This is a genomic window from Sphingomonas sp. (assembly GCF_036388435.1).
Classification (GTDB): Bacteria; Pseudomonadota; Alphaproteobacteria; order Sphingomonadales; family Sphingomonadaceae; genus Sphingomonas.
In genome coordinates this window covers 1-25172 of sequence record NZ_DASVRV010000038.1, presented here as the reverse complement: position 1 = coordinate 25172, position 25172 = coordinate 1, and the positions used below count along the sequence as shown (strand labels likewise).

At 70.1% G+C, this 25172-nt stretch carries 24 protein-coding genes and 1 tRNA gene; 9 read left to right on the top strand and 16 right to left on the bottom strand.

What is annotated here, in order from left to right:
• Both ubiB and VF592_RS07855 read right to left on the bottom strand, forming a co-directional pair.
• The coding region (gene ubiB, locus VF592_RS07860; RefSeq protein WP_331005062.1) for a 2-polyprenylphenol 6-hydroxylase at positions 1 to 1314 on the bottom strand (1314 nt) is incomplete at its 3' end.
• Positions 1315 to 1318: 4 nt separating this feature from the next.
• Positions 1319 to 2050 carry a class I SAM-dependent methyltransferase gene (locus VF592_RS07855; RefSeq protein ID WP_331005061.1) on the bottom strand — a complete coding sequence of 244 codons (732 nt, stop codon included), beginning with the start codon at positions 2048 to 2050 and terminating at the stop codon, positions 1319 to 1321.
• Between the two features lie 58 nt (positions 2051 to 2108).
• On the opposite strand from VF592_RS07855, the gene mutM reads away from it, so the two are divergent.
• The 3 genes from mutM (at position 2109) to dnaA (ending at position 5152) form a co-directional block, all read left to right on the top strand.
• Positions 2109 to 2924, top strand: coding sequence for a bifunctional DNA-formamidopyrimidine glycosylase/DNA-(apurinic or apyrimidinic site) lyase (gene mutM / locus VF592_RS07850; protein WP_331005060.1), 816 nt, complete (start codon positions 2109 to 2111; stop codon positions 2922 to 2924).
• Between the two features lie 96 nt (positions 2925 to 3020).
• Positions 3021 to 3284, top strand: a complete 264-nt coding sequence (gene rpsT, locus VF592_RS07845; RefSeq protein ID WP_331005059.1) for a 30S ribosomal protein S20 — start codon at positions 3021 to 3023, stop codon at positions 3282 to 3284.
• 467 nt (positions 3285 to 3751) lie between these two features.
• Positions 3752 to 5152, top strand: coding sequence for a chromosomal replication initiator protein DnaA (gene dnaA / locus VF592_RS07840; protein ID WP_331005063.1), 1401 nt, complete (start codon positions 3752 to 3754; stop codon positions 5150 to 5152).
• A 60-nt stretch (positions 5153 to 5212) separates the two neighbouring features.
• On the opposite strand, the gene trpS is transcribed toward dnaA, so the two are convergent.
• Genes trpS through secB form a run of 3 tightly spaced genes read right to left on the bottom strand, consistent with a single transcriptional unit; the run spans position 5213 to position 8321 of the window.
• Complete coding sequence (gene trpS, locus VF592_RS07835; RefSeq protein ID WP_331005058.1) at positions 5213 to 6217, bottom strand: tryptophan--tRNA ligase; 1005 nt, start codon at positions 6215 to 6217, stop codon at positions 5213 to 5215.
• Between the two features lie 9 nt (positions 6218 to 6226).
• Positions 6227 to 7792: a murein biosynthesis integral membrane protein MurJ gene (gene murJ / locus VF592_RS07830; protein ID WP_331005057.1), complete on the bottom strand. Its 1566-nt coding sequence runs from the start codon at positions 7790 to 7792 to the stop codon at positions 6227 to 6229.
• 31 nt (positions 7793 to 7823) lie between these two features.
• On the bottom strand, positions 7824 to 8321 hold the full coding sequence (gene secB / locus VF592_RS07825; RefSeq protein WP_331005056.1) for a protein-export chaperone SecB: 498 nt from the start codon (positions 8319 to 8321) through the stop codon (positions 7824 to 7826).
• Between the two features lie 152 nt (positions 8322 to 8473).
• Between secB and VF592_RS07820 the strand changes: the two genes are divergently transcribed.
• The 3 genes from VF592_RS07820 to VF592_RS07810 are packed head-to-tail and all read left to right on the top strand — an operon-like array spanning position 8474 to position 11008.
• Positions 8474 to 9118 carry a Tim44/TimA family putative adaptor protein gene (locus VF592_RS07820; RefSeq protein ID WP_331005055.1) on the top strand — a complete coding sequence of 215 codons (645 nt, stop codon included), beginning with the start codon at positions 8474 to 8476 and terminating at the stop codon, positions 9116 to 9118.
• 5 nt (positions 9119 to 9123) lie between these two features.
• A complete protein-coding gene (locus tag VF592_RS07815; RefSeq protein WP_331005054.1) occupies positions 9124 to 10455 on the top strand; it encodes a murein transglycosylase A in 1332 nt (443 codons plus the stop codon).
• Positions 10456 to 10480: 25 nt separating this feature from the next.
• The gene (locus tag VF592_RS07810; RefSeq protein WP_331005053.1) at positions 10481 to 11008 is read left to right on the top strand and encodes a Smr/MutS family protein; all 528 of its coding nucleotides are present in this window, start codon (positions 10481 to 10483) and stop codon (positions 11006 to 11008) included.
• Here the strand turns inward: VF592_RS07810 and dapE are convergent.
• Positions 10983 to 12107, bottom strand: a complete 1125-nt coding sequence (dapE, locus tag VF592_RS07805; protein ID WP_331005052.1) for a succinyl-diaminopimelate desuccinylase — start codon at positions 12105 to 12107, stop codon at positions 10983 to 10985. The two genes, VF592_RS07810 and dapE, sit on opposite strands and share 26 nt — an antisense overlap.
• A complete protein-coding gene (locus VF592_RS07800) occupies positions 12104 to 12766 on the bottom strand; it encodes a glutathione S-transferase family protein (protein ID WP_331005051.1) in 663 nt (220 codons plus the stop codon). The genes dapE and VF592_RS07800 overlap by 4 nt, the downstream gene beginning before the upstream one ends.
• Before the next feature lie 92 nt (positions 12767 to 12858).
• Between VF592_RS07800 and VF592_RS07795 the strand changes: the two genes are divergently transcribed.
• On the top strand, positions 12859 to 14088 hold the full coding sequence (locus tag VF592_RS07795; RefSeq protein WP_331005050.1) for an esterase-like activity of phytase family protein: 1230 nt from the start codon (positions 12859 to 12861) through the stop codon (positions 14086 to 14088).
• Here VF592_RS07795 and VF592_RS07790 read toward each other — a convergent pair.
• From VF592_RS07790 to VF592_RS07755, 8 genes are all read right to left on the bottom strand, one after another.
• The gene (locus VF592_RS07790) at positions 14070 to 14303 is read right to left on the bottom strand and encodes a hypothetical protein (protein WP_331005049.1); all 234 of its coding nucleotides are present in this window, start codon (positions 14301 to 14303) and stop codon (positions 14070 to 14072) included. The two genes, VF592_RS07795 and VF592_RS07790, sit on opposite strands and share 19 nt — an antisense overlap.
• 95 nt (positions 14304 to 14398) lie before the next feature.
• A complete protein-coding gene (locus VF592_RS07785; protein WP_331005048.1) occupies positions 14399 to 15742 on the bottom strand; it encodes a M28 family metallopeptidase in 1344 nt (447 codons plus the stop codon).
• A gap of 60 nt (positions 15743 to 15802) precedes the next feature.
• On the bottom strand, positions 15803 to 16456 hold the full coding sequence (gene yihA / locus VF592_RS07780) for a ribosome biogenesis GTP-binding protein YihA/YsxC (RefSeq protein WP_331005047.1): 654 nt from the start codon (positions 16454 to 16456) through the stop codon (positions 15803 to 15805).
• Positions 16453 to 18192 carry a membrane protein insertase YidC gene (gene yidC / locus VF592_RS07775; RefSeq protein ID WP_331005046.1) on the bottom strand — a complete coding sequence of 580 codons (1740 nt, stop codon included), beginning with the start codon at positions 18190 to 18192 and terminating at the stop codon, positions 16453 to 16455. The genes yihA and yidC overlap by 4 nt, the downstream gene beginning before the upstream one ends.
• Positions 18170 to 18379: a membrane protein insertion efficiency factor YidD gene (gene yidD / locus VF592_RS07770; RefSeq protein ID WP_331005045.1), complete on the bottom strand. Its 210-nt coding sequence runs from the start codon at positions 18377 to 18379 to the stop codon at positions 18170 to 18172. The genes yidC and yidD overlap by 23 nt, the downstream gene beginning before the upstream one ends.
• Positions 18376 to 18705: a ribonuclease P protein component gene (rnpA, locus tag VF592_RS07765; RefSeq protein WP_331005044.1), complete on the bottom strand. Its 330-nt coding sequence runs from the start codon at positions 18703 to 18705 to the stop codon at positions 18376 to 18378. Before rnpA ends, yidD begins: the two co-directional genes overlap by 4 nt.
• Before the next feature lie 32 nt (positions 18706 to 18737).
• A complete protein-coding gene (gene rpmH, locus VF592_RS07760; protein WP_174292372.1) occupies positions 18738 to 18872 on the bottom strand; it encodes a 50S ribosomal protein L34 in 135 nt (44 codons plus the stop codon).
• Positions 18873 to 18961: 89 nt separating this feature from the next.
• Positions 18962 to 19237, bottom strand: coding sequence for a hypothetical protein (locus VF592_RS07755; RefSeq protein ID WP_331005043.1), 276 nt, complete (start codon positions 19235 to 19237; stop codon positions 18962 to 18964).
• 98 nt (positions 19238 to 19335) lie between these two features.
• Between VF592_RS07755 and VF592_RS07750 the strand changes: the two genes are divergently transcribed.
• Together VF592_RS07750 and VF592_RS07745 are read left to right on the top strand one after the other, a co-directional pair.
• The gene (locus VF592_RS07750) at positions 19336 to 20844 is read left to right on the top strand and encodes a YifB family Mg chelatase-like AAA ATPase (protein ID WP_331005042.1); all 1509 of its coding nucleotides are present in this window, start codon (positions 19336 to 19338) and stop codon (positions 20842 to 20844) included.
• Positions 20845 to 20960: 116 nt separating this feature from the next.
• A tRNA-Leu gene (locus VF592_RS07745) sits at positions 20961 to 21045 on the top strand.
• 5 nt (positions 21046 to 21050) lie between these two features.
• Here the strand turns inward: VF592_RS07745 and VF592_RS07740 are convergent.
• Positions 21051 to 24935 (bottom strand): PAS domain-containing protein, encoded by a 3885-nt coding sequence (locus VF592_RS07740; RefSeq protein WP_331005041.1) that lies wholly within the window; start codon positions 24933 to 24935, stop codon positions 21051 to 21053.
• Positions 24936 to 25172 lie beyond the last annotated feature (237 nt).

Below are 25172 nucleotides of genomic sequence, written 5' to 3'. Positions count from 1 at the left end.
CGCCTCCGGGCCGAGCTCGCCGCGCACCCACTCGCGGATATAGGGCTCGGCGACCTCCCACATGTTGATGTCGGGATCGAGCGAGGTCGCCACGCCCTCCACCACGACCATCGTCTTCTGGAGCAGCAGCAGGTGCGGCTGGGTGGCCATGTCGAAGTCGCGGGTGATCGAGAACAGCGTATCGAGCATCGCCCCCATCGACATGTCCTTGACGGGCAGGCCGCGCATCGGTTCGCCGACCGCGCGCAAGGCGGTCGCGAATTCGGCGAGATTGTGGTGCGGGGGGACATAGCCCGCCTCGAAATGGATTTCGGCGACCCGCCTATAGTTGCCGGTGATGAGGCCGTAGAGGATCTCGGCGAGCCAGGTGCGCGCGCGCCGGTCGATGCGGCCCATGATGCCGAAATCGATCGCGGCGATGCGGTCGCCGGGCACCGCGAACAGATTGCCCTGGTGCATGTCGGCGTGGAAATGCCCTTCCGCGATCGCCTGGCGCAGAAAGGCGCGGACCAGCAACCGGGCGAGCTTGGCGGGATCATAGCCGGCCGCGACCAGCGCCGCGCGGTCGGACAGCTTGATGCCGTCGATCCATTCCAGCGTCAGCACGCGGGTGGTGGAACGCTGCCAGTCGATCTTGGGCACCACGAAATCGGGCTCGGCCGTCATCTGTTCGGCCAGCTCGGACGCGGACGCCGCCTCGCGCCGGAAGTTGAGCTCGCGCAGGGTCCAGCGCTTGAAGGTCGCGACCGTCAGCCGGGGACGCAGCCGCGCGGCCTCGCCGCCCGCCGCCTCGACGCGGGCGGCGGCCCATTCATAGGTTTCGATCGCTTCCTTGAAATCGTGCTCAACGCCGGGGCGCAGCACCTTGATCGCGACCTGGCGGCCGTCGGTGGTGACCGCGCGGTGGACCTGGGCGATCGACGCGGCGCCGATCGGCTCCTCCTCGACCCGGTCGAACAGGTCGGACAGGGGGCGGCGCAGGCTCGCCTCCATCACGCCGCGGATCACCGCGAAGGGGACGGGCGGAAGCCGGTCCTGCAGGCGGCGCAGGTCGTGCGCGGCTTCCTCGCCGACCAGATCGGGGCGGGTGGCGAGCGTCTGGCCCAGCTTGATCGCAGCGGGGCCGATCGCCTGGAACGCCTCGGCATAACGGGGCCGGGCCGGGAGCCGCGCGCCGATGCGCGCGACGCGCGCCAGCCGACGGATGGCGGGGGGCGTGTCAGGCTCGCGCTCGATCCCCAGCAGCGCGCCGTGCCGCGCCAGGATGCGCCCCCAGCGCAGGAGGCGAAGGACATGGGTGGTCGTGGCGGTCAAACGCTCAGATCCGCCATCCCGAATGGATCGCGACCAGCCCGCCCAGCAACGGTTCGACCCTGGTGCGCACGAATCCCGCTTCCGCGATCATCCGCTCGAAGCTCCCCATGTCGGGAAAGCGCCGGATCGACTCGATCAGGTAGCGATAGCTTTCCGCATCGCCCGCGAGCAGCTTGCCCAGGCGGGGCACGACCCGGTGCGAATAGGCGTCGTACACGTCGGAGAAGCCGGGCCACTGCGTGGTCGAGAATTCCAGGCAGAAGAACCGCCCGCCGCGCGCGAGCACGCGGCGGGCCTCGCGCAACGCGGCGGGGATGTCCGTCACGTTCCGGATGCCGAAGGCGATGGTATAGGCCTCGAACGAGCGGTCGGCGAAGTCGAGCGACTCGGCGTTGGCTTCCGCCCAGACCAGCCCCTCGACGCCGCGCTTGGCGGCGCGTTCGACCCCGACCTCCAGCATGGCGGGATTGATGTCGGCTACGGTGACGCTCGCCCCCGACTTCGCCAGGCGAAAGGCGATGTCGCCCGTGCCGCCCGCCATGTCGAGGATGCGGTCGGTGCCACGGGGCTGGACCCGGCGGACGAAGCGGTCCTTCCACAGCCGGTGCATCCCCCCCGACATGGCGTCGTTCATCAGGTCGTAGCTCGACGCGACGGAGGTGAAGACGCCGCCGACCCGCGCCGTCTTCTCGTCGGGGGTGACTTGGCTATAGCCGAAGGACACGGTGTCGCTCATGGCCATGCGCTCTAGCCCGGCCTTGTGGGCGGGGCAAACGCCGCTTAGCGCGCACCGGGTGCCCGAACTTCCCGAAGTCGAAACCACCGTACGCGGTCTGGCGCCGGTCCTGGAGGGCGAGCATATCGTCCGCGTCGCCCTGCGGCGGGCGGACCTGCGTTATCCCTTTCCGGTCGATCTGGGCCAGCGGCTGGTCGGCGCGCGGGTGACCGCGCTCGCGCGCCGGGCGAAATACGGGCTGATCGATACCGACCGGGGCGACACGCTGATCTTTCACTTGGGCATGTCGGGGCGGTGGCGGGTCGACCCGGACGAGCTGGGCGCGCACGACCATCTGGTGATGGAGACGGGAAGCGGCCGCACCCTCGCGCTCAACGACCCGCGCCGGTTCGGCTTCGTCCGGCTATGGCCGACCGCGACGCTGGAGGCCTATCCGCCCTTCGCGGCGATGGGGCCGGAGCCGCTGGGGGAGGGCTTCACCCCCGATCACCTGCTGCGCGCGCTCCAGGGCCGGGCCGCGCCGATCAAGGCGCTGCTGCTCGACCAGCGCGTCGTGGCAGGGCTGGGCAACATCTATGTGTGCGAGGCGCTGCACCTGGCGCGGATCGCGCCGAGCCGCGCGGGCGGGCGGATCGCGCTGGTCCGGCTGGAGCGGCTGGTCGAGTCGATCCGGACCGTGCTGGAGGCGGCGATCGCCGCGGGCGGATCGTCGATCCGCGATTATGCGCGTCCCGACGGCGAACTCGGCTATTTCTCCCGGCAATGGCGCGTCTATGGCCGCGAGGGCGAGGCGTGCGGCTGCGGCGTCGCGGTCCGACGGCGCGCGGAGGGCGGCCGGTCGACCTTCTGGTGCCCCGCCTGCCAGCGCGGTTGACGCTGCGGAGGCGAGTGGGTATTGCGCGCCCACTTCGAGAGCGTGGAGGTCACTCCGCCGCTCTCCATCCACGTTCCTAGAGCATAGAGGGTTTCAATGGCGAACACGCCGCAAGCCAAGAAGCGCATCCGTCGCAACGACCGCCGCGCCGAGATCAACGGCGACCGCGTCGGCCGCATCCGCACCTTCATCAAGAAGGTCGAGTCGGCGCTGGCCTCGGGCGACAAGACCGCCGCGGCGGCCGCGCTCCATGCCGTGCAGCCCGAGCTTCAGCGCGGCGTGTCCAAGGGCGTGCTTCACAAGAACACCGCCAGCCGCAAGTTCGCGCGGCTGACCAAGCGTCTCGGCGCGCTCGCCTAAACACAGATCTGGCTGATCGTCACAGGCCCGTCGGAGGATGCTCCGGCGGGTCTTTCCGCGTGTGCGGAACAGGCCGGAAACGAGCGGGCGGAACCCGCTGATTTTCCGTGATTCGACCAGAATCGAATCACGGAGTCGGGTCGGGTCGCATCACCCGCGATATGGTTAATTCGAGCCATTTCAACAGCTTGTCATTTTTTCGAACGCATTTCCGCGCCTAAACCCGAGTCAATCCGGTTTATTTCAGAATAACGACGGAGCCGTGACTTGATCGATCCGGTGAGGCGCGCATAACTGCCCCCCAGCGACGGTGTTCACCGGTCGCGACTGACCAGCATTGGTTGATTTCACAGCCGGATCGAACCCGATCCGGTCGCGGGGAAGACTTTGCCGATTTGATATGACGGTCGCTCGCGAATCGCGCGGCGGGCCGCGAGGAGAGATGCGTGCATCACGGTCTGACCAGCATGGCGGAGGGCGAGCAGGCACGGGCATGGACCCGTGTGCGCGCGAATCTGCGCGAGTCGGCCGGACAACGCCTGTTCGAGCAATGGCTGAAGCCGATGGAGCTGGTCGAAGGCGATGATCGCGACACGGTGCGCCTGGCCGTACCGACGCCCTTCGCGGCCAATTGGGTCCGCAGCCATTATGCCGATCGGCTGCTGCTCGAATTCCGATCCCAGCTTCCCGGTGTCCGCACCGTCGCGATCGAGACCCGCGCGCCCGGCGTCGAGGTGCTGACGGCGCCCGCGACCCAGTCGTCCGCCACGCCGGCCGCCGAACCCGTGAAAAGCACGGATGCCGCGCCCGCTGCGCCGACCACGGCGCGCGCGACGCTGGCGGAGCGCCCGCCGCTCGACCCGCGCTTCACCTTCGAGCGGTTCGTCGTCGACGCGTCGAACCGCGTCGCGTTCAACGCGGCCCAGGCGCTCGCCGAGCCGGGGACGCCGCGCTTTAGTCCCCTCTTCCTCCACAGCGGCACCGGGCTGGGCAAGACGCATCTGATGCATGCGATCGGCCACGCCTATCTGGCGCACAGCCCCGAGGCGGTGGTGCTGTGCATGTCGGCCGAACGGTTCATGTTCGATTTCGTGTCGGCGATGCGCGCGCGCGACACCTACCAGTTCAAGATGCGGCTGCGCGGCGCCGATCTGCTGCTGATCGACGATCTCCAGTTCATCGCGGGCAAGGACGCGACGCAGGAGGAGTTCTTCCACACCGTCAACGAGGTGATGGCGGCGGGCAAGCGGCTGGTCATCTCCGCCGATCGCTGCCCCCAGGCGCTGGACGGCGTGGAGCCGCGGCTCATCAGCCGGATGGGCATGGGGCTGATCGCCGACATCAAACCGCCCGAACCGACGCTCCGCCGCGCGGTGCTGGAGCGGCGCCTGGCGGACCTGCCCGGCGTGGCGGTGCCCGCCTCCGTGCTCGACCTGCTCGCCGATCGGATCGGGTCGAGCATCCGCGAGCTGGAGGGCGCGTTCAACCGCGTCGTCGCCTATGCGCAGCTGACGGGCGAGCGCGTCGATGTCGACTTCGCGGTCGCAACGCTGGGCGACACGCTGCGTGGCAGCCAGAAGCGCGTGACGATCGACGAGATCCAAAAGCTCGTCTCGCAGCATTTCGACCTCAAGGCGCTCGACCTCGTTTCGGCCAGGCGGGCGCGGGCGGTGGCCCGGCCGCGCCAGATCGCCATGTATCTGGCGAAGCGGCTCACGACCCGGTCGCTGCCGGAGATCGGGCGCAAGTTCGGCGGCCGCGATCACTCGACCGTGATCCATGCCGTGAAGCGCATCGAGTCGCTGCGCGATCAGGACCGCGAGGTCGACGGCGCGGTCCGCATCCTGTTAAGGCAGCTGGAGGGCTGAAGATGGCGCGGGTCCTGGGCTTGCTCCGGACCATGCTGGCGCTGGTCGCGCACCTGTTCGCTAGAGTTGCAGGCCGACCGCCCGTTGCGCCGCGTGCAGCGTCGGGGCCGCCAGTTCCCGCGCGCGTTCCGCGCCCCGCGACAGGACCGCGCCGACCGCGCTCCGATCCCCGAGCAATGCCGCCATCCGGTCGCGGATCGGCCCGAGCCGCGCGATGGCGAGGTCGGCGAGGGCGGGTTTGAACACCCCGAATCCCTGTCCCGCATGGGTCGCCAGCACGGCTTCCACCGACTGGTCGGCGAGCGCGGCGTAGATCGTCACCAAGTTGCGCGCCTCGGGCCGGGCGTCGAGCGCGGCGGGGTCGGCCGGCAGGGGATCGGGATCGGTGCGCGCCTTGCGGAACTTGGCGGCGATCGCGTCGTCGGGGTCGGACAGGTTGATGCGCGACATGTCCGAGGGATCGGATTTCGACATCTTGGCGCCGCCGTCGCGCAGGGACATGATCCGCGGCGCCGATTTCGACACGAACGGTTCGGGCAGGGTGAACAGGTCGACCCCGAAATCGGTGTTGAACTTCGTCGCGATGTCGCGCGCCAGCTCCAGATGCTGTTTCTGGTCGTCGCCGACCGGCACATGGGTCGCCTGATAGGCGAGCACGTCGGCGGCCTGGAGCACGGGATAGGTGAACAGTCCGACGCTGGCGCCCTCGCGGTTCTTGCCCGCCTTGTCCTTCCACTGAGTCATGCGGTTGAGCCAGCCGATGCGGGCCGTGCCGCCCAGGATCCAGCCGAGCTCGCTATGCGCGGGGACGCGCGCCTGGTTGAACAGCACCGACCGATCGGGGTCGATCCCGGCCGCGAGCAGGGTGGCCGCCATCTCGACGGTGTTCGCGGCCAGTTCGCGCGGATCGATCGAGACAGTGAGCGCGTGGAGGTCGGCCAGGAAGAACAGGCATTCGTCGCCCGCCTCCATCGCGTCCTGCATCGCGACCCATTGCTTGATCGCGCCCAGATAATTGCCGAGGTGGAGGTTGCCCGTGGGCTGGATGCCGGAGACGACGCGCATGGTGATGCCTTAGCTGGCGGCTCGACGCCGAAGAAGGGTTCGCAGATCGGAAGGGCGGAACGCCCCGGTCGCGAAACAGGCGACCGCATAGAGTGCGCCACCCGTGGCGACCAGCGCACCGAGCGCGGCGAAGCGCACCAGCGTCGAGCCCGTCAGATAGGGATCGAGCAGCCGGTCGAGCGCGAACAGCGCCGCCCCCATCAGCAGCGCCGCCAGCGCCAGTCGGGGCAGGCGTCGCGCGAGCTGGCGGTCGGCCCGGAAATGCCCGCGTCGCCGGAGCGCGTCGTAGAGCAGCGCCACGTTCACCGTCGAAGCGAGCGCGGTCGCGAGCGGCGGGCCGATATGGGCGATGAGCGGGATCAGCACGATGTTGGCGACGATGTTCACCGCGATCGCGATCATGGCGAAGCGGACGGGCGTGCGCGTGTCCTGGCGGGCGTAGAAGCCCGGCGTCAGCACCTTGACCATGACATAGGCGGGTAGGCCGATGGAAAAGGCGGCGAGCGCCCAGGCGCATTTTGCGGTGTCCGCGGCGGTGAAGGCGCCGTGCTGGAACAGCCCGCGCACGATCGGCTCGGCGGCGACGACCAAAGCGGCCATGGCCGGCAAGGTCAGGAACATCGCCAGCTCGATCCCGCGATTCTGCGTCTCCATCGCCTCGGCTTCCTTGCCGCTGCCGAGCAGCCGCGAGATGGTGGGCAGGAGGATGGTGCCGAGTCCGATCCCGATCAGGCCGAGCGGAAGCTGGTTCAGCCGATCGGCATAATAGATGTACGAGATCGATCCCGGCTCGAGCAGCCGCCCGGCGAGCGCGGTCGAGATGACGAGGTTGATCTGCGTCGCCCCGGCGCCGAGCGCGGCCGGCAGCATGAGCCGGAACAGGCGGCGCGTGTCCGGGTCGAGGCGGGGCAGGGTCAGCCTCAGCCTCACGCCCGCCTGGCGGCAGGCCAGCACGAGCCAGGCGAGCTGGAGCGCCCCGCCGATCGTCACCGAGAGCGCCTGGACCCGCGCGGTCGCGAACGGATCGGCGCCGTGGAAGAACCAGAGGCCCGCGATCATCGCCAGGTTGAGCAGGATCGGCGCGGCGGCGTTGACCCAGAACCGGCCGAGCGAGTTCAGGATGCCGCCGAGCAGCGACACCAGCGAGATGAGCGCGAGATAGGGGATGGTGATCCGCGACAGCAGCACGGCGAAGGCGAACTCGCGCGGGGTCGGGTCGTTGAACCCGCCCGACAACAGCCAGGTGACCGGCCAGGCCGCGAGGATCAGCAGCCCGGTCATCACGACCAGGATCGGGAACAGGACTGCCAGCGCGCGCTCCGCGAACAGGAGCCCCGCCGCGACTTCCCCGTCCTCGGCCACCTTGCGGTTGAACAGGGGGATGAAGGCGGCGGAAAAGGCACCCTCCGCGAACAGCGCGCGGAACATGTTGGGCAGTCGGAACGCGACCAGAAAGGCGTCGGACGCGAACCCCGCGCCGACATAGGTCGCCTGGAGCGAGTCGCGGACCAGCGCCAGCACGCGGCTGGCGAGCGTCAGGCCCCCGATCGACCCCAGCGATCGGACCAGGTTCATGGCCGGGCGGGAACCGGCGCGGCCGGGCGCGTCAGGCCTGGCCCATCGGCGCACCGATCCCGTCGCCCTGTTGCTCCAGCTGCTGGAGGAACAGCGCGCCGAAATCGATCGGCTCCAGGATCAGCGGCGGAAAGCCGCCGTCGCGGATCGTGTCGGCGACCACGCGGCGCGCGAAGGGAAAGAGCAGGCGCGGCGCTTCGCCGAGCAGGAAGGGCTGCATGTGCTCGACCGGCACGTTGCGCAGGCCGAACAGCCCGGCATAGGACAGGTCGACGATGAACGCCGTCTGCCCGTCGGAGTCGGCGCGCACCTCGATCTTGAGGACGACCTCGTGCACCTCTTCGCCGACCTGCGCGGCGGCGATGTTGAACTGGACGTCGATGCCCGGCGCGACCTGATTCTGGTAGATGGCGGGCGCGTTCGGATTCTCGAAGGACAGGTCCTTCACATATTGCGAGATCAGCCCGGCCGCCGGGGCGGTGTCGTCGCCGTTCGCGACCGGCTGCTCGCCGACATCTTCAAGAGCCATGATCCGTCCTCGGTCCCGGTGGTTGGCGGCGCGATCGCGCGGCGTTGTCTGCAAGTGGGCGCGACTAGCAGCGCGCCCGGCGTGTTTCAACGGGCGCGGGTTTTATTCGCGGCGGCGCGGGCCTATGTACGCGGACGAGATCGGAGGCCTGGGTGTTATACGTCATTCTTCTAGCCATGGTCGCCGGGTTCCTGGCGCTCAGGCTCTATTCGGTGCTCGGCAAGCGCACGGGTCACGAACAGCCTTTGCCCAAGCCCGCCGAGGAGCGCGCCACCAATGTCGTGCTGCCGCGTACGGTCGACGCGCAAGCGGAGCCGCGCGAGGCCATGGTCCGCCCGATCGAGGCGGGCGCGGAGCAGGGGCTGCGCCAGATCGTCCAGGCCGAGCCCGGGTTCGACGTCGTCCGTTTCCTGGAGGGCGCCAAGGCGGCCTATCGCATGACGCTGGAAGCGTTCTGGCGCGGTGACGAGGCCGAGCTGCGCGAACTGGCGACCGACGACGTGGCGAGCGCCTTCGTCGAGTCGATCGCGGCGCGGCGCGAGGCCGGGGAGCGGCTCGACAACCGCCTGGTCACGATCGAGCGCGCGACGATCGCCGATGCGCGGTTGAACGGCCGCGAAGCGCGGATCATCGTGCGCTTCGATGCCGACATCGCCGCCGTGACGCGCGACGCCGAGGATCGGGTGGTCGCGGGCTCCACCGACGACGCGGTCGAGACGCATGACGTCTGGACCTTCGCACGGACGCTGGGCGCGTCCGACCCGAATTGGAAGCTAGCCGACACCGACGAGGTGTGAAGAGGGTGCCGGGTCCGCGTGGCGCGGGCGCGCTGTTGCTCGGCCTGTCCCTGGCGGCCTGCGGGGGTGGCGTAGTGCCACCCGCCCGTATCACGCCCGCACCGGTCATCGCCGATCCGGTCATCGAGGAGGGCCGAACGCCAGCCATGCGCGCGCCGGTGATCCGCGCGCCGGCGCCCGTTGTGTCGATCGTTCCCGCGACGCCTTTGCGGGCGGTTCCGGTCACCGTAGCGCCGGGTGCCGCGACCGCCCTGGCGGCGGGCATCCTGCCGGGGCCGAGCGTCGCCGACCTGCCGATGACCGAAGCGCAGGCCGAGGCGGGGCGGACCGCGTTCGCGCTGAGCTGTCCCGGCCTGACGCGACGCGCGGACGCGTCCGGGCTGACGCGCGGCGCCGATTGGGGGCCCGCCTGCGACGCGGCCAGGGCGGTCGGGGCGGGGCAGGCACGCAGCTTCTTCGCGGCGTATTTCGAAGCGGTGCAGGTGGGCGACGGCCAGGCCTTCGCGACCGGCTATTACGAGCCGGAGATCGCGGGGTCGCGCGAGCGCCGCGCGGGATATGACGTGCCGATCTATGCGCGTCCCGGCGATCTGGTCGATGTCGATCTGGGGCTGTTCTCCGACGAGTTGAAGGGCCGCAAGATCCGGGGACGGGTCGAGGGCACGAACTTCGTTCCCTATCCCGACCGCGCGCGGATCGAGGAGGGCGCGCTGGCCGGCCGTGCGCGGGTGATCGCCTGGGCGGCGGACCCGGTCGAATTCTTCTTTCTGCAGATCCAGGGGTCGGGGCGCCTCCGGCTGCCCGATGGCGGCGTGATGCGGATCGGGTACGAGACGCAGAACGGGCGGGCCTATACCGGGATCGGCAAGCTGATGCGCGACCGCGGGCTGCTCCAGCCGGGACAGGCGTCCATGCAGGGCATCGTCGGCTGGCTGCGCGCCAATCCCGAACAGGGCCGTACGCTGATGCGCGAGAACAGGAGCTTCGTGTTCTTCCGCGAGCTGAGCACCGCGCCGCTGGGCGCGATGGGCTATCCGGTCGCGGGCCGCGTCAGCGCGGCGGCCGATCCCAAATTCACGCCGCTGGGCGCCCCGGTCTTCCTGTCGCTCGACCGTGCCGACGCGACCGGGCTGTGGGTGGCGCAGGACACGGGCGGCGCGATCAAGGGCGCGAACCGCTTCGACACCTTCTGGGGCGCCGGCGCGTTCGCCGAGGCGACGGCAGGGGGCATGTCGGCGCGCGGCACGGCGTTCCTGCTGCTCCCCAAGGGCACGCTCGCGCGGCTGAACGGAGCCCGGTCGGGAGGCGTCAGTGACGTGTCGGTCGCTACACCCTGACGAGCTCGCGCTGTGGCGGCGGGTGATGGCGAGCGTGCAGCCGCTGCGCGCGGTCGCATCGGCGCCGGTGCACGGGGCGGTTCCGGCGGCGGCGCCGGTATCCGCCAAAGCGCTGGCGCCCGTCGCCAGGGCCAAGCCGGTCAAGACCCGCGTCCTCACCAAGCCGGTCGCGCCGCCGCCCCCGCCCGCCAAGGTGTCGCGTCCGGGTGTGACGCTCGACGGCGGTTGGGACCGGCGGCTGACCAAGGGAGCGGTCGCGCCCGACGACATGATCGACCTGCACGGGCACAGCCTGGCGTCCGCCCATGCGATGCTCGACGCCCGGTTGGAGCAGGCGGTGGCGCGGGGCGACCGGGTGGTGCTGCTCGTCACGGGCAAGCCGCCGCGCCCCGAAAGCGAGCGGCCCCATGCGCGCGGGGCGATCCGCGCGGCGGTGGCGGACTGGCTGGCGTCCTCGCGCCATGCCGGGCAGATCGCGGCGGTGCGCGGCGCGCATCCGCGCCATGGCGGCGCGGGCGCGCTCTACATCATCCTCCGGCGAGCGCGCGGATGACGATGTCGGCGTAGATGTCGGTCAGCGTGCGGAGATCGTCGACGGCGACCGCCTCGTCCACCTGATGCATGGTGGCGTTGACCAGGCCGAATTCGACCACGGGACAGAGTTTCGACAGGAAGCGGGCGTCCGACGTGCCCCCAGTCGTCGACAGATCGGGCGTGAGTCCCGTGCAGGCGGTAATCGCTTCGCTCACCAGCGTCGAGAACGCGCCGGGCGGCGTCAGGAACGCCTCGCCCGAGACGCGGCCCGTCACGACGGCGGCGGGCGCGTGCCGCTCCACGATCGTGCGGACGCGTGCCACCAGATCGTCGCCGCGCTGCTCGTCGTTGAACCGGATGCCGAGCCGGGCGGCGGCGCGGGCGGGGATGACGTTCGTCGCCTGGTTGCCGACGTGCAGGTCGGTCAGGGCGAGGGTGGAGGGCTGGAACCAATCATTGCCACTATCCAGCACCAGCGCGTCGAGTTCGGCGAGCGCGGCGACGAGCGGCGGGATCGGGTTGTCGGCGAGGTGCGGATAGGCGACGTGACCCTGGCGACCGGGGATCTCGATCCAGATATTGACCGATCCGCGCCGCCCGATCTTGACGGTGTCGCCCAGCCGGTGCGCGGAGGTGGGCTCGCCGACGAGGCACAGATCGGGGCGCAGGCCGCGTTCGGCCAGGCGGCCGATGATCGCGCGGGTGCCGTGGACGGCGGGCCCTTCCTCGTCGCCGGTGAGCAGGAGGCTGAGCGTGCCCGTCGCGGGCGCGCGGGCGGCGGCGGCGATGAAGGCGGCGACCGCGCCCTTCATGTCGACCGCGCCGCGCCCGTAGAGCAGCCCGCCCCGGACCTCGCCGCTCCAGGGGCCATCGGTCCAGCCGGGGCCGGGCGGCACCACGTCGAGATGGCCGGCAAAGGCCAGATGCGGACCCCGGTCGCCCCGCACGGCGATCAGGTTCTCGACCGGGCCGTCGGGCGCCTCGCCCGCGACGAACCGGTCGACCTGGAATCCCTGGGCGCCGAGCGCCGCCTTCGCGATGTCGAACACCGCGCCGCGCGCCGGGGTCACGCTCTCGGCGCGGAGCAGCGCCCGCGCCAGATCAAGCGGGTCGGTCACCCCACGGGCTGTTCATATTGCTCGATCACCCATTCCTCCTCTTGCGCGCCGGCGATCCATTCCTGCATCAGCGGATGGTCGAACATGGCCTGCATGTAACCGCCCGCGAAGCGCGCGATCGGAAGCTGATAGGTGACGATGCGGGTGACCACGGGGGCGAACATGATGTCGGCCGCGCCGAATCGCCCGAACAGGAAATCGCCGGTGCCGCCGAACCGCGCGCGCGCCTGCGCCCATAATTCCATGATCCGCGCGAGTTCCTCGAGCACGTCGTCGTCGGGGCGGGTCGCCGGGAATTGCTGGCGGATGTTCATGCTGTGCTTGCGGCGGAGCGCGGTGAAGCTGGAATGCATCTCCGCCGCCATCGACCGGGCCATGGCGCGCGGCGCGTCGTCGGCGGGCCAGAAAAGGTCGCGCCCGACCTTGTCCGCCAGATAGTCGATGATCGCCAGGCTGTCCCACACGACCGCGTCGCCGTCCCACAGGATCGGCACCTTGCCGCTGGACGGCGCGAACTCGTCGCCCGCGCGGCGTTTGTCCCAATCGGCGTCGTAAAGGGGGACGACCACCTCCTCGAAGGGCAGGCCGCTATGCTTGGCGGCGAGCCAGCCGCGCAGCGACCAGGAGGAATAGGCCTTGTTGCCGATGATGAGTTTCATGGCGCCGGGGCGTAGGCGAGCCGGCCGGGGAGGGCAACGGGTCCAAGCGGCGCGTCGCGCGTTCGGCGATCATGACCCATGACCTTCCGCGCGTGACCGAATTGCGATTCGACGACGAGGTGCTCGCCCGGATCGAGCTGCCGGGCGGGGTGCTGACGGTGACGCGGGGCATCGGGTCGGGACTAGGCACCGACGCGTCTGGGCGTATCTGGGCGGTCGGCGACCGGGGTCCGAACCTGAAGGTGGAGCTGGCGGTCGAGCGCTACGGGCTGGTCGACCTGGCCCGGCACGGGGAAAGCGACGGGGCCAAGGTGATGCCCTGCCTCGACATCGGGCCTGCCCTGTCCGAGCTTCGGGTGGAGAGTGACCGGGTCGAGATCGTGCGGACGCTGCCGCTGCGCGATGCGGATGGCGGCGTGCTGTCGGGGCTGCCTGTGCCGGGCGGACCGAACAACCGGAGCGAGCCGGCGATCGGGCTGGACGGCGCGGTGATCGCGCCCGATCCCTCGGGCGTCGACAGCGAGGGCGTCGCGGCGCTGCGCGACGGCGGCTTCTGGGTGGGCGACGAATATGGACCCTCGTTGCTGCGCGTGAATGCGGACGGGAAGGTGGCGGCCCGCTGGGTGCCCGCCGGGTGCGAGGCGCTATTCGATGGGGCGCGCTACCCGGTCGTCGGCGCGTTGCCCGCGATCGCGGCGCGGCGACGGCTCAATCGCGGGTTCGAGGCCATCACCTTGTCCACCGACGAACGCTGGCTGTTTCTCGCTTTTCAGAGCCCCTTGTCCCATCCCGACGATGCCGCGCACAAGCGCGCGCGGCATGTCCGCTTGTGGCGGCTCGACGCGGCGACGGGCATGGTCGCGGCGGAGTATCTCTATCCGCTGGATGCGCCGGACAGTTTCCGCCGCGATGCGCAGGCGGGCAAGGTCAAGCGATCGGACGTGAAGGTCAGCGAGATCGTCGCGGTCGCGCCCGACCGGCTGCTGGTCCTCGAACGCGTATCCGCCACGACCAAATTATATCTGGTCGAACTTCGCGAGTCGGCGGCGCTCGATCCGGCGTTCCTGGATCAGGCGACCCGGCCGACCGCCGAAGAGCTGAGCGCGGCCGACGAGCCGACGCTGCCGGTACTCGCCAAGCGGCTGGTGCTGAGCAGCGACGACCTGCCGGACCTGGGCGCGGACCTGGAAGGCATGGCGATCCTGTCCGCGCGGTCGCTGCTGATCGTCAACGACAACGATTTCGGGATCGAGGGGGTGGCGACCCGCTTCTGGCGCATCGACCTCCCCGTCGATCTGGTCGACTATCCCAGCGCGGGATAGGCGACGCGCAGCCGGGCGAGCGGGATCAGCGCCTCGTTCCGATAGGTGACCGGTTCGCGGATCCAGGCGGTACCCCCCTCGATCGCGACGATCTCGAAAATGACGCCGCGATTGACCCCGATCTGGACCAAGGTCCCACGCTCCTTGGCCGCGTTGCACCCGGTCGCCAGATTATGGTCCGGGCAAAGTATGTCGGCAAAGCCTGTGTTCATCATCGTTCGGTTCCCCCCCTCCTGATGGTGGCACGATGCGCCGCAATAGTTAAGAGGCCGTTTCGGAACTTTTGGGACGGCTGTGGTGGCTGTTGTCGCTATTCGGTGGGGCGACCGCCGAGCGTCCATGTCGGCACCGCGCGCGCGTTCGCCAGTTGGCGGATCGGCGCCACCATCGACGCGATCGCACTGATCATGAACGGGAAGTCCATGTTCTCGATCGTGTCGGTCGGCTGGTGGTAATTGGCGCCGACCCTGCCCGAGACGGTGTGCGCCACGACCCCCTTGAGCGCGAGGGCATAGTTGTCGGAGCGACGGAAGAAATTCTGTTCGGGATAGGGGTCGGGCGCGATCTGCGCTCCCTGGGCGCGAAGCAACGCCCCGAGCGTCGATCGTTCGTAGCCGGTCATCATCATCGTATCGCGCGGAAGCTTGGGGTCCTGCTCGCCGATCATCTCGAACTGGATGTTCGCCACCATCCTCGCCAGCGGCACGGGCGGGTTGGCGGCGAAATGCTTCGCGCCGAAACCGCCGATCTCCTCGCTGCCATAGGCGACGAACAGGATACCGCGGCGCATCGGCTTGGCCGACGCGAGCGCGCGCGCCAGCTCCATCAGCGCGACCAGACCCGACGCATCGTCATTGGCACCGTGCATGATCTTGCCGTCGGCCCGCTGACCGAGATGATCGAGATGCGCCGACAAGAGCAGCACGCCCGCGCCCGGATCGGTGCCGGGCAGATAGGCGACGCTGTTGGTGGTGGCGGTGGCTTCCAGTTCGAACGGGACGGCAAGCGTCACCCGGGCTCCGGGCGTGGCGGTCAGCGTCGCGATCGACTCGGCGGGCACGGTCACCATCGACGCCTGCGATCCTGGGGCGCCGTCGATCGGATAGATGGGAAGGCCGCTGCCGCCGCTTTGAAGGCGGAGTCGCCTCGTCCGCTCCGTCTCCGCGACGATGATGAGCGCCGTCCCGTTCGCCTCGGCCGCGCGGATGAAGCGCCCCGGGGGCATCCTGCCGCCGCCTATCACCAATATCGTCGCTTCGGGCGGCGGCAGCGAGGCGTCGGCGACGATCGCCGCTTGGCCGCTCACCGTCCCGCCGGACGCACGGATCAGCGCCACGCCGTCGATGCGCGTGCCCGCGACGGTCAGCATGGGCGCCCCGACCGACTTCTGGCGGACCAGCGGCACCGTCTGCGTATAGCCGGTCATGCCGGGCGCGGTGGTCAGCCCGGCCGCCTGGAACTGCGCGGCGACATAGGCGGCGGCGATCGCCTCGTCGCGGGTCGCGCTAGCACGGCCGCGCAGCGTCTCGCCGGCGAGGAAGGCTTCATGCGCGCGGACGCGGTCGGCGTCGATCGCCCCTGTCTTCCGGGCGGGCGCTGTGCCGGGCGTGCCGAGCAGGAGCGCCGCGATCAGCGCGTTTCCGATAGGCTTCATGCTTTCTCCCGATCGGTATCGGAAGCTAGCGATCGCTCCCGCGACGCGCAAACGCGCCGGTCAGAGGATCGCGCCCAGCACGGCCGCGCGCAGTTCGGCGATGCCGAGCCCGCCCTCGCTGGAGGTGGCGATGATCTCCGGGTGCGCGGCGGGGTGCTTGCGCGCTTCCTCCTCGGTGGCGCGGGTCACGGCGGCGAGGTCGCTGGCCTTGATCTTATCGGCCTTGGTCAGGACGAGGTGGTAGCTGACGGCGGCACGGTCGAGCATCTCGAAGATCTCGCGGTCGACCTCCTTCACCCCGTGGCGCGAATCGACCAGCACCAGCGCGCGTTTCAGCACCGCGCGGCCACGCAGGAAGTCGTTGACGAGGAAACGCCATTTCCTGACCATCTGGGGCGGCGCCTTGGCGAAGCCGTAGCCGGGCATGTCGACCAGACGGAACCGCAGCGGCTCGCCCACGTCGAAGAAGTTCAGCTCCTGCGTCCGGCCCGGCGTGTTCGAGGTCCGGGCCAGCCCGCCCCGGTTGGTGAGCGCGTTGAGGAGCGACGACTTGCCGACATTGGAGCGGCCGGCGAACGCGATCTCCGGCACCGTCGCATCGGGCAGATGCTCGAGCGAGGGGGCGGAGCGCAGGAACGCGATCGGCCCGGCGAAGATCTTCCGCGCGGGCTCGATCAGGTCCGGGGGACCCTCTTGGATCGCATCGGCGCTCATTTCGCGGCCGCGATCTTGAGCTCGGGATGCCGGGCGTAGAGCAGGCGCTGCTGCCCGATCTGGAGGATGTTGGACGTGATCCAATAGACCTGCAGCCCGACCGCGAAGGGCGCCATCACGAACATCAACACCCAGGGCAGGATCGCGAAGACCTGCTTTTGCGTCTCGTCGACCGGCTGCGGGTTGAGCTTGAACTGGAAGTACATCGACACGCCCAGCAGGATCGGCACCACGCCGATGCCGATAAAGGTCGGGGGCGTGAAGGGCAGCAGCCCGAACAGGTTGACCGGGGTCAGCGGATCGGGCGCGGACAGGTCCTTGATCCACGCGACGAAGGGCTGGTGCCGCATCTCGATCGTCAGCATCAGCACCTTGTAGAGCGCGTAGAAGATCGGGATCTGGAGCAGGGTGGGCAGGCAACCCGCGAGCGGGTTGACCTTTTCCGTCTTGTACAGGCCCATCACCTCCTGCTGCATGCGGGCCTTGTCGTCCTTCCAGCGCTCCTGGATCGCCTTCATCTTGGGCTGGATCGCGCGCATCTTGGCCATGCTGGCGAATTGGCGTTGCGCGATCGGGAACAGGAGCAGGCGGAAGGTCACCGTCAGCAGGATGATGGCGACGCCGAAATTGCCGACCACCCGGAACAGCCAGTCGAGATAATAGAAGATCGGCTTCTCGAACACGCGGAACCAGCCCCAGTCGATCGCATAGTCGAGCTTCGCGATCCCCTGTCGGTCGGTATAGCGGTCGAGCAGCGCGACCTCCTTGGCGCCGGCGAAGAAACGGCTGCCCTGGGTCACCGCCTGGCCGGGCGCGAGCGCGCGGGGCGCGGCGGTATAGTCGGCCTGGAAGCTCTTGTTGGGACCCGCACGGAACTGGCCGTCGAAGCCGCGCGCCTGGTCGGGCACGATCGCCGTCAGCCAATAGAGGTCGGAAAAGCCGAGCCAGCCGCCCGTCGAGGTGAAGCGTTGCGGGCCGTCCTCGGCGAGGTCGTCGTAATCGACATCGTAATCGGCGCGGTCGTTATGCGCGGACATCGGGCCGACATGGATCGTCCAGGTGTCGGCGTCGACCGACGGGGCGGTGCGGTTGACGAAGCCGTAGCTCGCCACGCTGACCGGCCGGGGTCCCGCGTTGAGCACGGTCTGCCGGACGTCGAACAGATAGCCCTCGTCGACCGACAACCGGATGCGGAAACGCTGGCCGTCGCCGCCCGTCGCGTCGAGCGTGACGGGGCTGCCGGGGCGAAGCACGGGGCCCGACGCGCGCCAAACGGTGTCGGGAGCGGGAGGCGCGAGCCCCTCGCCGCGCCAGCCGAAGCCCGCGAAATAGGCGTCGCGCGTGCCGCCGGGCGAAAGCAGGCGGATGGGCGCCGAGTTGCGCGCGATCGTCTCCTTGTAGTTGACGAGCACCAGATCGTCGATCCGCGCGCCGCGCAGGTTGATCGACCCGCGCAGCTTGGGCGTTTCGATGCGGACGCGGGGCGTCTCGGCGAGCACCTGGGCGCGGTCGCGGAGCGCGGCGGGGCTGTCGGCGGTGGGATCGGCCTGGGGCTGGGGCAGGGCCTGCGACTTGCCGGCGACGACCTTACTGACGGGCGGATTGGCGGCCGGGAACAGCCGCGTCTGGAGCACGGGCCAGCCGAACAGGATCAGCGCCGCGATGACCGCGAACAGGATGAAATTGCGACGGTCTTCGGTCAACGGTCTGGCCTCATGGTACGGGGTCCGGGCCATGGCCGCCCCATGGACGACAACGCGCGACCCGCTTCACCGCGAGCCAGCCCCCTTTCAGGGCGCCATAGCGGCGAAGCGCCCCGATTGCATAGGCCGAACAGGAAGGTTGAAAGCGACAGGTCGGCGGCAGGACGGCCGACGGCCCCCTCTGCCAGCCGCGGACGAGGAGGATCAGGAGCCGCGTCACCCGCCCACCCTGGGGGCGACCTTGGCCAGGGCCTTGCCGAGTTCGGCGTGGAGCTTGGCGTAATCGCGCTCGATCCCGCCCTGGCGACCGATCAGGACATGGTCGGCACCCGGAACCCCGCATTCGGGCAGGAGATCGCGGGCGAGCGCGCGCAGGCGACGTTTCATGCGGTTGCGGACGACCGCGTTGCCGATCTTCTTGGTGACGGTGTAGCCGACCCGGATGCCGGGATCGTCATCGCCGCGCGGGCGTACCAGCAGCACAAAGCCCGGCATCGGCGCGCGCCGCCCGTTATTCGCCGCCAGAAAATCCCGGCGGCGCGACAAGGTCGTTATGCCGGCGGCGCCGGCGGGGACCGTTACGCCGACAGCTTCTTGCGGCCGCGGTTGCGGCGAGCGCGGATCACCGAGCGGCCGCCGACCGTCGCCATCCGCGCGCGGAAGCCGTGACGGCGGGCGCGCACCAGGTTGCTCGGCTGAAAGGTCCGCTTCATCGTTCATTCCTTGGGCGTCGTATAAGGGGAAAGGGCCACCCCGAAGGCCGGCCGCGTTGACGGGCGCATAAGCGAGCGGGCGTGGCTAGTCAACGCGGCAGCTCCTCCGCGCGAACGCGGCGACGCCTCGCGCTGGGCCGCCGCATCGCGCGGTCGAGCAGAGCGCCGAGCCGCGGCCAGCTTCGCCGCCACCGGGTGAAGCGACGCCGCGCCCAGGCGGAATTGCGCAGGATCAGGATCAGCCCGCCCGCGACGAAGAAGATGCCGCCGGGCCCCGGCAACGGCGAGACCGCCGCCGCGAGCAGCAGGAGCATGATCCCGAGCGCGACCAGCAGGGTGCGGGAGACGGGATGCGAGCCGGTCATGGGAGGGAAGTGGGGCCGGTGTATTGTTCGCGCAAGGCAGTTCGGCCCCGTTTCCTCGCGCGACTTTGCCGCTATGCTCCCGGCCACGGGGGACGAGCATGGCGGTTTCGGTGTCGACGGTGGCGTATCTGGGCCTGGAGGCGCGCACGGTCGAGGTGCAGGTGCAGCTTATTCCCGGCCTGCCCGCGTTCAACGTCGTCGGGCTGGGCGACAAGGCGGTGGGCGAGAGCCGCGAGCGGGTGCGCGGCGCGATCGCCGCCATGGGGCTGGCGCTGCCGCCCAAGCGCATCGCGGTGAACCTCTCGCCGGCCGACCTGCCCAAGGAAGGATCGCATTTCGACCTGCCGATCGCGCTGGCGCTGCTGGGCGCGATGGGGGTCGTGGATGTCGAGACGCTGGCGGATTATTTCGTGGTGGGCGAACTCGGGCTCGACGCGCGGGTAGCCCCGTCGCCCGGCGTGCTGCTCGCGGCGATGCACGCCGGGGCGGAGGGCAAGGGGCTCGTCTGCCCCGCCGCCCAGGGGTCGGAGGCGGCCTGGGCCGGATCGGCGGAGGTGGTCGCGGCGCCCGACCTGTTGTCGCTCATCAACCACTTCAAGGGCCACGGGCTGCTCGCCGCACCGCGCCCAGGCGAGGTGGAGGAGCCCGGACGCGGGCCGGACCTGAGACAGGTCCGCGGGCAGGAGACCGCGAAGCGCGCGCTGGAGATCGCGGCGGCCGGGGCGCACAACCTGCTGATGATCGGCCCGCCGGGGGCGGGCAAGTCGCTGATGGCGTCATGCCTGCCGGGCATCCTCCCGCCGCTCGACCCCGCGGAGGCATTGGAGGTGTCGATGGTGCAATCGGTCGCGGGAACGCTGGCGGGCGGGCGGTTGACGCGGACGCGGCCCTTTCGCGCGCCGCATCACTCGGCGTCGATGGCGGCGCTGACCGGTGGGGGTCTGCGGGTCAAGCCGGGGGAGGTCAGTCTGGCGCATCTGGGCGTGCTGTTCCTGGACGAGCTGCCGGAATTCGCGCGCGGCGCGCTCGACTCGCTGCGCCAGCCGCTCGAAAGCGGCACGGTGAGCGTCGCGCGGGCGAACGCGCACGTCACCTTTCCCGCGCGCGTCCAGTTGGTCGCGGCGATGAACCCGTGCCGGTGCGGGCATCTGGGCGACGCCAGCCTGGCCTGCGCGCGCGCGCCGCGCTGCGCCGCCGACTACCAGGCCAAGGTGTCGGGGCCTTTGCTCGACCGCATCGACCTGCATGTCGAGGTGCAGGCCGTCTCCGCCGCCGATCTGGTGCTTCCGCCGCCGACGGAAGGGTCGGCCGAGGTCGCGGCGCGGGTGACGGCGGCGCGCGCGATCCAGACCGAGCGGTTCCGGAATGAGACGGCACGCACCAACGCCGAGGCGGACGGGCCGGTGCTGGAGGCGGTGGCGACCCCGGACGAGCCGGGCCGCCGGTTGCTCGCCCAGGCGGCGGAGGCGATGCGGCTGTCGGCGCGGGGCTATACGCGCGTGCTGCGCGTGGCCCGCACGATCGCCGATCTGTCGGGAGCGGCGACGGTCGGGCGCATCCATATCGCCGAGGCGCTGAGCTACCGGCGCCAGCCGCCGCGCAACTGAGCCGAGGTGAATCTGACGCATCGGAAGGATATGGCCAGGAGGCGCGAAGGGCGACCGTCCGGCGCCACTGGACGAGGCACCGGACCTTATGGCATGGGCGCCGCCGTCGATCCCCCGCGGGCGTGGTGGAATTGGTAGACGCGCCGGACTCAAAATCCGGTTCCGCAAGGAGTGCCGGTTCGACCCCGGCCGCCCGCACCAACCGTTCAGGCGTCGAGCACGTGGCGCACCTTGGCCGCGAGTTCCTCGACGGAATAGGGCTTGCCGAGCAGTTCCACGCCGGGATCGAGCACGCCGTCATGGACCACGGCGTCGCGGGTGTAGCCGGTGGTGAACAGGATGCGCAGATCGGGACGGCGGCGGCGCGCTTCCTCGGCCAGCTTGGCGCCGTTGACCTCGGGCATGACCACATCGGTGAACAGCAGTGCGATCTCGGGGTGTGCGTCGAGCAGGCGGAGCGCCGCAGCGGCGCCGTCGGCCTCGAGAACGCGGTAGCCGAGCTCCCCGAGCGCATCGGTCGAGAATTGCCGGACGCCCGGCTCATCCTCGACCACCAGCACCACCTCCTCACGGCGGCCGAGCGCAAGGTCGCGCGCGTCGGCGTCCTGTCGGTCGGCGGCGGTGGCGCCGTGGTAGCGCGGCAGATGGATCTCGACCGTCGTGCCTTCGCCGGGGCTCGATCGGATGGCGATATGCCCGCCCGACTGCTTGACGAACCCGTAAACCTGGCTGAGCCCGAGTCCCGTGCCCTTGCCGACCTCCTTGGTGGTGAAGAAAGGGTCGAACGCCTTGGCGACCACCGAGTCGGGCATGCCCATGCCGGTGTCGCTCACGCAGATCAGGACGAACTCGCCCGGCAGGCCGCGCTCGTCGCGATCGCTATTGCCCGTCGCGATCGACAGCCGGCCGCCATCGGGCATCGCATCGCGCGCATTGACCGCAAGGTTCAGGATCGCGTTTTCAAGCTGGTTCGGATCGGCATGGGTGCGCCACAGCGCCTCGGCAAGATCGGTGGTCAGCTGGATATCGGGACCCAGCGAATGGCGGAGCAGGTCGGACATGCCCGCCACCAGTCCGTTGGCGTCGACGGGTTCGGGGCGGAGCGGCTGTTGACGCGAAAAGGCGAGCAGCCGCTGTGTCAGGAGCGCGGCGCGGCGCGCGCCGTCCGAGGCCGCATCGAGATAGCGGCGCGCGCGCGGGTCGTCGATCCCGACGCGTCGCCCGAGCAGGTCGAGCGAGCCGATGACGACCGCCAGCATGTTGTTGAAATCATGCGCGATGCCGCCGGTGAGCTGGCCCACGGCCTCCATCTTCTGGCTCTGCCGGAGCGCCTCGTGCGCGTCTTCCAGTTCCAGCGTGCGTTCCAGGACGCGTTGCTCGAGCGTTTCGTTCAGCCGCTGTTCGGCCTGGAACAGCCGGGCATTGTCGATCGCCACTGCGGCCTGGGCGGCGATGCCGAGCATCAGCTGCTCGTGCCGCTCCGTGAACCGACCAGGTTCGGGATGGCCGAACAGCAGCCCGCCGAGCACGACGCCCGATCGCGATACGACCGGCACGCCCATGTAGCTGCGCACGGGGAGATGCCCCATCGGCATACCCGGCCGCGGGTCGGCCTGGCCGTAGCGCGGGTCGACGAGCACGTCGTCGGCGCGGACCACGCCCTCGTTGCGGAAGGTGGGGGCGAACAGCCCGGTCGGACGCGGATGGCCGAGCGCCTCGAAATCGGCGCGATCGGCGCCCGACAGCGTGTAGAGGTGGAGCCGCTCCCCCGTCTCGTCGAGGATATTGTGGAAATAGGCGCCGTAACGCGCGCCGGTGAGTTCCACACCCGCGTCGGTGACCATCTGGACGAGGCGATCGAGATCGAGTTCGGCGGCAAGCGCCGTGCCGATGCGGTTGAGCGTTTCCAGCGTTCGGGTCTCGTCGCGGAGCGCGGCTTCGGCCTTGGCGCGGCCCAGCGCGTCCCATGTGCGCTGGGCGACGGCTTCGGCGAGTTCCACCTCAGCCGGGGTCCAGCGTCGCGGTGTGGCCGAATGGAGGAACAGCAGGGCACGCAGCTCCCCGTCGCGGACCAGCGGAACCACCAGGACCGCGCGCACCCCGACCGCGCTCCAGCCCGCGACGGTGGCGGGATCGGCGCCGGCGAGCGCGCCGATGTCGGGAATGGCGGCCGTACGGCCGGCGTTCAGATGGGCGAGGAGCATCGGGCCGAGCCGGTCGAGCGGGCGCGCGAAACCCGCCAGGCTGGGCAGGTCGGGCGCCGCGGTCCAGTCGCGCGCGACGCCCATGATCATGCGGTCGGCGTCGATCTCCCCGTAACCCGCGCGGTCCACCCCGAGCTGCCGCCCGACCGCCTCCGCGGCAGCGGCGGTAAGCTTGGCGGGGTCGCTCTCGGCACGCGTGAGGTCGGCCAGGCGAAGCAGGAAACGCTCGCGTTCCTCGACGAGCCGCCGGTCGGTGATGTCGCGCGAGAGGGCCAGGATTTTCTCGGGACGGCCATCGGCTCCCGCGATCGGCGACACGAGCGCGTCCCACCAGCGACGCTCGCCCGCGCGGGTCCGCAGCGCCGCTTCGAACCGCGCGGTGCGCCCGCTGCGCGCTTCCGCGACGGCCGCGTGCGCGGCGGCCCGGTCGCCCGGATCGAAGATGCGCGCCCAGTCCTCGCCGATGCCACCGACCCGATCCTCGGCGCCGAGTGCGTCGCGGGCCCGTTCGCTCGCCCGTTCCACCCTGCCGTCGAGGCCGAGCACCTCGATATAATCGCCCGAGCTTTCGAGCACCCGGCGATTGAACGCTTCGCTGGCGCCCAGCCGCTCTTCGGCGAGACGGCGTTCGTGGATGTCCTCCGTCGTGCCGTACCATTTGACGATCCGCCCGGCCGCGTCCCGTCGGGGATAGGCGCGCGAGTGCATCCAGCGATAGGCGCCGTCGCGCATCTTGACCCGATGCTCGATGTCATAGGGCTCGCCGGTCCCCACCGATCGGCCCCAGACGTCGAAGGTGCGCTGGCGATCATCGGCGTGGAGGCCGTCGGCATAGCTGCTGCCCAACCCCGACGTGCCGGTCCATTCGAACCAGCGGCGGTTGACGCTGTCGAGCTGGCCGTCGGGCGCCGAGGTCCAGCTGGTCTGCGGGTCGAGTTCCACCGCGTGCCGATAATGATCCTCGCTCTCGCGCAGGGCCAGGTCGGCCTGGTGAGCGTCGGTGGTGTCGATCCCGTGGACGAGGATGCCGGTGGTCGCGCCGGCGGCGTCGGTGATCGGCTGGAAGACGAAATCGACCATCCGCTCGTCGACCGGCACGTCCGGAGTCGGCTGCACCCGATAACGGGCGCCCGTCGCCACATAAGCCTCGCCGGTGCGATACACCTGGTCGAGCAGCGCGATATAGCCCTGTTCGACGGCGTCCGGGAGCGCGTCGGCGACGCGCCGGCCAAGCATCTCGCGGTGCCCGACGAGCCGTAGATAGGCCGAGTTGACGAGGTCGACGACGTGATCGGGCCCGCTCAGCACCGCCATGAAAGCGGGCGCCTGTTCGAACAGTTCGGCGAAGCGGCGACCCTCGGCGACGATGCGGCGCTCGGCATCGATGCGGCTGGTCGTCTCCTGCACCGCGCAGAACATGCCCGCGATCGCCCCGGTCTCGTCGCGGACGGGCGAGTAGGAGAAGGTGAACCAGGCGCGCTCGTCGAAGCCGCGCCGGTTGACGAGCAGCGGCAGGTCCTCGTGATAGGACGGGCGGCCCGCCAGCGCCGCGTCGATCAGCGGCGAGATGTCCGGCCAGATCTCGCTCCACACATCGTCGAAACGGCTGCCTAGCGCCGCCGGATGCTTGGCGCCGAGGATTTCGGCATAGCCGTCATTGTAGAGCAGGCCGAGACCGGGGCCCCAAGCGACGAACATCGGGAACTTGGCGCCGAGCATAAGCCCGACGACCGAGCGCAGGGACTGCGGCCAGCTGTCCGGCGCTCCAAGGACCGGGGAGGCCCAACCGGGCGCGCGCATCGCTGCCCCGGCCTCGCCACCGTCGGCGAGGAAATCGAGGGAGTCGGTCGTGGCGGTGGTCAGCACCGGCGGGCCGGGAACACGCAATGGGAACGCATCGCCTCATTCTAGGGACCCCCGGTGCTTTCGCAACCGGCGAACCGCTTGGGCGGCGGGGACGGGCAGGCTAGGGCGGGCCCGGCATGATCGTCGATCGGGAATCGGGAACAGGTGGCACGGATGGGAGAGCGCAATGCCGCACGGGTCGATCCAGGCCGCCTGCGCTCGATCGTGGGTGGGTCGGCGGGCAATCTGGTCGAATGGTATGATTGGTACGTCTATTCG